Origin of the sequence: Nocardia sp. 348MFTsu5.1, assembly GCF_000383535.1 — a bacterium.
Taxonomy (GTDB): Bacteria; Actinomycetota; Actinomycetes; order Mycobacteriales; family Mycobacteriaceae; genus Williamsia; species Williamsia faeni.
In genome coordinates, this window is record NZ_KB911536.1 from 1 (window position 1) to 6,791 (window position 6,791).

General features: G+C 60.6%; 7 protein-coding genes. 4 read left to right on the forward strand and 3 right to left on the reverse strand.

Going from position 1 to position 6,791, the window contains the following annotated elements:
- Positions 1–219 precede the first annotated feature (219 nt).
- The gene (locus H290_RS0127170) at positions 220–432 is read right to left on the reverse strand and encodes a ferredoxin (protein WP_028463752.1); all 213 of its coding nucleotides are present in this window, start codon (positions 430–432) and stop codon (positions 220–222) included.
- Positions 433–748: 316 nt separating this feature from the next.
- Between H290_RS0127170 and H290_RS0127175 the strand changes: the two genes are divergently transcribed.
- The 4 genes from H290_RS0127175 to H290_RS0127195 all read left to right on the forward strand — a co-directional run bounded on the left by H290_RS0127175 (position 749) and on the right by H290_RS0127195 (position 5,357).
- Positions 749–1,828, forward strand: a complete 1,080-nt coding sequence (locus tag H290_RS0127175; protein ID WP_020110019.1) for a phosphotransferase — start codon at positions 749–751, stop codon at positions 1,826–1,828.
- A 104-nt stretch (positions 1,829–1,932) separates the two neighbouring features.
- A complete protein-coding gene (locus tag H290_RS0127180; RefSeq protein ID WP_028463759.1) occupies positions 1,933–2,562 on the forward strand; it encodes a TetR/AcrR family transcriptional regulator in 630 nt (209 codons plus the stop codon).
- A gap of 270 nt (positions 2,563–2,832) precedes the next feature.
- Entirely contained in the window at positions 2,833–4,386 is a 1,554-nt protein-coding gene (locus tag H290_RS0127185; protein ID WP_028463760.1) for an ABC transporter substrate-binding protein, read from the forward strand.
- Positions 4,387–4,643: 257 nt separating this feature from the next.
- Positions 4,644–5,357, forward strand: coding sequence for an SDR family NAD(P)-dependent oxidoreductase (locus tag H290_RS0127195; protein WP_036520545.1), 714 nt, complete (start codon positions 4,644–4,646; stop codon positions 5,355–5,357).
- Positions 5,358–5,431: 74 nt separating this feature from the next.
- On the opposite strand, the gene H290_RS0127200 is transcribed toward H290_RS0127195, so the two are convergent.
- Positions 5,432–6,271 carry a mycofactocin-coupled SDR family oxidoreductase gene (locus H290_RS0127200; protein WP_020110024.1) on the reverse strand — a complete coding sequence of 280 codons (840 nt, stop codon included), beginning with the start codon at positions 6,269–6,271 and terminating at the stop codon, positions 5,432–5,434.
- Positions 6,272–6,472: 201 nt separating this feature from the next.
- Positions 6,473–6,791, reverse strand: a 319-nt coding sequence (locus tag H290_RS29970) for a cytochrome P450 (RefSeq protein ID WP_155977122.1), incomplete at its 5' end; no start/stop codon positions are given.

Consider the following 6,791-nt stretch of genomic DNA (forward strand, 5'->3'; position numbering starts at 1 on the left):
CTTCGATTACTTCTGAGTGACCGGTGACGACAACGACGTTGTGGTGGGGCTCGCGGTAGACGGGCCCCAGTTCTCGGAGAGCATCGAAGTACTCGAACGGGCTCTGAGCCAGTGCCGGGTCGGTGAAGTAGTCGGCGGAAGCGATGTCGGTCATGAGACTAGGGGTCCCTTCGGGTTGTGGGGGCAGTGCGAAGTGGGCTGGTTTGTGCGTATCGGCGGTCAGGGTCTGTCGACCATGCTGATGGCCTGACGTGGGCACCCGCTGATGGCGGCCTTGACGTCCGGCAACAGGGCTTCTGGCGGATCTTCGTCGCAGGTGGCGACGTCGGCGTCGTCGTTGAGTACGAACACCTCAGGTGCGATCTCGACGCACAGCGCGTGCGCTTCGCACAGCTGAGGGTCCACTTGCAGTCTCTTCTTTGATGACGTCATCTGGTGTCCTCTCGAGCAGTGTGCGATCCGGTAGCCGTCAACCGCCGAATCCGCTGTGTAGATCCCGAACTGACTGCGCCCTGCGATGCCGGGCGACCGGGTTGAGCCGCGCCGGCAGACGACCAGAATCGGGAACCCGGTTCGGGCAACGGATTTCGATGAAATTCTCGGAAACCGTTGGAGTACGGTCCGACGAGTATTACATTCTGATTATGAGAATACAACGTTCTACCTCATGCAGGACACTCAACGATCACAAATCCGAATTGCGTGTAGCGGCCAGGCCGACTGACGTCCTGTCGAAGGCGGCTCGCTCATGAATGCAGGGGTCCCCGACACTCTCGAGGAGGCGCTGTCTCCGCAGTGGCTGTCTGCTGCACTCGAACCTCGTTTTCCGGGAATTGCCGTGCGCGGGGTGACCCTGGGACCGATCGTCGATCGGGTATCAACCAACGCGCGTTTCACCATCGAGTGCGAAGGGGGAGTCCCGGAAGGGCTGTCTCCACGTCTGTGCGTCAAAGGGTATTTCAACGAACAGGGGCGAGAGGCTCGGTTCGTCGGTGAGCGCGAGGCCTACTTCTACCGGGATCTCGCTGCGGAGAGTGGAGTGCGTACGCTGCGCAGCGTCTATGCGGACTTCGACACCGAGGCACGTCACGGCGTGGTCGTGACAGAAGATATCGTGGCCGACGGAGGGTCCTTTTTGGATGCCGCCAGCCACATCACCCCAGATCGCGCGGCCGACAGCCTGAGTCAGTTCGCCAAACTGCACGCCTCGACCTGGGGCAATGACAAGTGGTCTGAAAAGCCTTGGCTGGCTTCCAATTTGGCGGGTGCACTGAGGGCCTGGGGAGAGGACGCGATCACCGCTCGAATCGAGGGTAACTTCCACGGTCCCAACGGTCGGCGTGTCCCCGACGAGATCAGCGACGCGCCTCGGCTGACCCGGGCGTACAGCTCGCTGGTGACGACCCTGGAAGCCGAGCAAGCATCGTCGGATTGGTGCGTCATTCACGGCGATGCCCATATCGGGAACACGTTCCTGGATCCTTCGGGAGCTTTGAGCCTGGTTGACTGGCAACTCGTACAGCGCGGTATGTGGTACCTGGATGTCGGAACGCACATCGCGACCGCTCTGACCGTCGAGGACCGTCGGGCCAGCGAGAGGGACTTGCTGTGGCACTACCTCGACTGCCTCGAATCCCATGGCGTCACCCCTCCGTCGAGGGATGTTGCATGGCGAGCGATGGGCCGCGGGATACTGCGTGGATTGTTCCTCTGGGGCATAACGACGAAGGTTGCGCCGAACCTCATCGAGATACTGTTGCATCGGCTCGGTACTGCAGTCGCTGACCACGACGCGCTCTCGCCTGAGATGTACCTTGCGCCACTGTGAAAGAAACAGGGCTGCAACAGATCTGCGTGGCGGTGCTGCCGATGGTGCGTTGAACGGCTCGCGCATCGCGTCGGCCGGCGCGGACGACGGCTAGAATCCGCAGCATGTCCCGTGCTGAGGAGAGGTCACCTGTGGTTCAGCGATCGCGCAAGCGTTCGGCGGAGCAGGTGCATTCCATATTGGGGGCCGCTGTGCGGCTCATCGAGAAAAAGGGAGACACATTCACGACCCAGGAACTGGTCAAGGAAGCCGGTGTTGCACTCCAGACCTTCTACCGATACTTCACGAGCAAGGACGAACTGCTGATCGCCGTGATCGGCGACCAGATGGCAACGGCCACTGCGCAGTGGGAGGCGGCAGCTTCTGAACTCGACGACCCGTTGGACAGACTCCGATTCTACGTCGGACACGTACTGGGCACGCTGGGGCAGGATCCTCGTCGCGACGCGCTTGCCCGATTCGTCATAGGCACGCATTGGCGGCTCCACCGAGTCTTCCCAGAAGAACTTGCAAAAACTGACAAACCGTTTGTGGGCCTGCTGCACAAGGAGATTCAATCTGCGGTGGACAGAGGGCAGTTGACCACTGCCGACGCAGAGGGCGATGCCTGGTTCATCGCCGAACTCGTCCGGTCTGTGTACCACTACTGGGCCTACGCTCCGGGTGACCGCGATGATGTGCAGGACAGGTTGTGGGAGTTCTGCCTCCGCGCACTCGGTGGAACATCCGAGTAGGCAAAACATCTGCCCGGGAACATATTTCGCGATGAATTGAAAATCCTTGTGTTCCAGTACTTGTCTTGAGTGTCCGGTCGAGCATATGGTGTCCTGGATCACGTTGCTTGGTCAATGCATTCCGAAGTCCTTGTCCACCGGGATATTTCACTGATTCGCACGGTACGCCGAAGCGGTCACCTCCAATTTCTGATCGTCGCCCGCTTCCGGCGTCATCGACCACACCAATCGAAAGGCCGTTCCATGTTTCACCACACTCGCTCTCGGAGGTTGACGCTCGCCGTCCTCTTCGCGACGACACTGATGCTCGTAACTGCCTGCGGGGGTGGGGGCGACGTCGCATCGGGTGGCGCACCTACTGCGGAAGGTGAACCGGTACCGGGCGGATCAGCCCAGATCATCCAACTCGCTGAACCCCAATCACTCGATCCCGCGGCATTGTCGAATACCTGGGCGCATATGGCCACGCTCGGCAACGCGCTGTACGGGACTTTGATCACCAACGACCAGGCCACGCTGGAAACCCAGTACAAAATGGCTACCGACTTCGTGACCACGGATGGGGGGAAGACCTTCGATTTGACGTTGCGCCCGGGATTGACATTCACCGACGGCACCCCGCTTGACGCGGCCGCGGTCAAGTTCAACTGGGACAGGCTGAAAGACCGCTCGCTCGGATCAAATGCAACCCGCTACGCGATCCTGGTGGAGAACACGGAAGTTGTTTCGCCCAACGTCATGAAGGCCACGCTGGTTGATCCAAATCCTCAGTTCGCCGAGACCCTGGTTGCCTCGTCGATGAACTGGATCGCTTCCCCGACGGCTCTTCAGAAGGGCAGTCAGTCCTACGCGGAGCACCCAGTGGGAGCCGGGCCCTTCTCTCTGGTCAACTGGACTCGGCAAGCGGAGATCGAACTCGAGAAGAACCCGAACTACTGGGATGCGCCGAAGCCTTACCTCGACCGTTTGACCATCCGTACGGTCCACGACGCCAGCCAGCGTCTCAATGCGGTCGCGACCGGTGGAGCCGATCTCGCTTCGGAATCCTCGATGAGCACGATCGAGGAGGCCGGCGCACAGGGCTTGCACTACGAGATCGTTCCCACAGGCGGCGGCCAGATCGTCGCCATGAACCACAGACGGGCACCATTCGACGATGTCCGGGCGCGTCGTGCGGTCCAAATGGCTTTGGACACCGAGGGTTTGAACACCATCGTCTTCGCCGGTAAGAACGAGGTCCCGCAGACTCTCTTCAACAAAGAGTCGCCGTACTACGCGGACATTCCGCTCCAGGATTCGAACCGCCAAGAAGCGCAGCGACTGTTCGATGAACTGGCTGCCGAGGGCAAACCGGTTGCGGCAACATTCATGGCGTACCCCACGAGCGATTCTCGAATGCTGGCAGAGGCTGTCCAGACCCAGCTGAGCACCTACGACAATGTCGAGGTGAAGCTCGACGTCCGCGACATCGCCGGGGCCACCAAGGCGACAATGACCGGTGACTTCGACTTGACGATCTCGGCCGCGATCGTGCAAGGCCCCGACTTCGCACTCTGGACTGCGTTCCATTCGACGTCGGCCGGTAATCAGATGGGTGTCAACGATCCGGAGTTGGATGCAGCACTGGACAAGGGGCGGGTCGCAACGACTGAAGCCGAACGAATCGAGGCGTATACCGACGTCCAGAACCGCATCAAGGCAGTGGTTCCCGGGGTGTGGTACACGCGCGCTGTTCCCGCTGTGATCTACGGGAAGAACGTGCGTGGTGTTCAGATGTACACGCTGGGATCGCCATTGCCGGAGGAGCTCTGGATCGTCCAGTAGTAGTCACGACAACCGCAAGTTGGCCCTCGGCCACGATTTGCAGACAGGTGCCCGACATGGAAAGACGTGTCGGGCACCTGGCGGTTGCCGTCGAGATTCGGCGTTCGGCTCTTCCTCGACGGTGTGCGGCCATGTTGGACATCGATTGCATCCACCGGCCAGGCCGATTCCCATGATCAATATGATGGACGGTGGGCTTCGCCGTTGATCGTGAAGGCCATTCGCCATTTCGGCACGATCCAATGAACGGAGGGCACATGCAAATTCTCATAACCGGCGGAGCCACGGGTATCGGAAGGGCAATTGCCAAGGAGTTTCGAAACGTCAGTGGGGCGCAGATCGTCATCACGGGCAGAACGGAGAGCGCGCTGAAGGATACCGCTGCCGATCTGGGTATCGACTATCTGGTTTGCGACCACTCGAGCCCTGAGGATCTATCGGTTGCCGCGCAACAACTCCCGGCTGAACTCGACGTCATCGTGAACAATGCTGGGGGTATCGCCGGATTCGACGAAGCCCGAGCCGGACTTGCCGGCGTCAAGGATGTGTGGCTCGAGAACTACGTTGCAAACGTCCTCACCGCCGTGCTGACGGTCAGCGAGTTGGGTCGCCGCATCAACAACGGCGGAAGAATAATCAACATCGGTTCGATCGCGGCGGAGAGCGGGGCCGGCTCTTACGGGTCCGCGAAGGCCGCTGTCAGTTCGTGGACGGTGGGTCTCGCAAAAGAGTTCGGGCACAGGGGAATAACTGCAAACACCATTTCGCCGGGGTACATCGCCGACACAGACTTCTTCAAGGGCGGGCTGACTCCGGAGAGGGAGCGCGACCTCGTCTCCAAGACGCAGAACGGGCGACGAGGTGCCCCCGAAGACATAGCCGCACTCGCCGGATTCCTCGCGTCACCGGGCGCTGCCCACATCACTGGTCAGACCCTCCACGTGAATGGCGGAACGTACACCACACGCTGAAACCGACTCCGCCTGCTGCAGACAATGTCTGACAGCAGGCGGAGTCCGGCGTGAGTTTTGTCGGGGTTCGTCTGCTACTTGAGCATGCTGCCGGCGTCGACCGTGAGCGGAAGGCCGGTGACATAACGGGACTCGTCCGAGGCTAGGAACAACACGGCATTGCTGATGTCCGAGGTCTCTACCCAGCCCACCGGAAGCACATGCATGAACTTTGCCGCGACTTCCATGTCATCCGCAGTGGGATTCTCGAGGTCGGGGCGGAACATCTTCATCGTGGCCTCATGCATGAACATCGGTGAGTTCACGTTCGTGGGGTGAACCGAGTTGGCGCGGATGGAGAATTCGCCCAGTTCGACCGCAAATGATCGCGCCAGTCCCACCACACCGTGCTTGGCAGCGACGTAGGGTCCGATGTTCGGATGGGCTTTCAAACCGCCCACCGAGCTCGTCAGGATGATCGAGCCGCCTTTGCCGCCCGCCAAGATATGGGGAACGCCTGCCTTTACCGACTTCCACACGCCCGACAAGTTGATGTCGATCATCTCTTGCCACTCGTCCTCCTCGACCCGGTCCAGACGGGTGCCACCGGTACCGATGCCGGCGTTGGCGACGATGATGTCGAGGCGGCCCAGCTGTTCGACGCCACTGTCCACTGCAGACTTCAGGGCGCCGAAATCGCGGACGTCCACCTCGGCAGTCACGATGCGGCGATCGAATGCCTCTACCAGTCTTACTGTTTCGGCCAAGTCTTCCGGCGTTGCTCCGGGAATGGCCGAATCCGGATGGATCGGTTTGCAGATGTCGATCGCGATGATGTCCGCGCCTTCCTGCGCGAGGCGAACAGCATGGCTTCGTCCCTGACCCCTGGCCGCGCCCGTGACGAACGCGACCTTTCCTTCAACTCTTCCTGGCATGAAAACCTCTCTTGTTACTCATCGCGCACGTCGCCCGATGTGATGTTTGGACAGCTCGATGTCGAACGCAAGCAGCAGCGACGTCGTCCGCGATGACGCCATCTATGGTGCGCACCGCATGGACACGGATACAGGTCCTGGCAAATGCAGGTTTGTCGCCGGGCGCGGGAGCTACTACAGCTCAGCTGCTCACGTGTGGGATCACGGTGCGGGCGTGAACTCGATGTTGAGTTCGGTGAGTCCGCGCAACAGGAACGACGGCTCGTACTCGTATGAGCGGTTGTCGGCCGGTCCGTGAGTCACTTCGTTGATGTTGAAGTCTTGCATCCTGTCGAGGAGACGGTTGAGGGTGACACGGCCCTCGATTCTGGCCAGTGGTGCGCCCGCGCACGTGTGCAATCCACGGCCGAAAGCGACATGATCGTGAAGATTCTTGCGATCGAGGCGGAACTCGTTCGGGTTCTCGAACTTTCGAGGATCTCGGTTGGCGCCGGCGAGGCTGAGCATCACGACAGTTCCC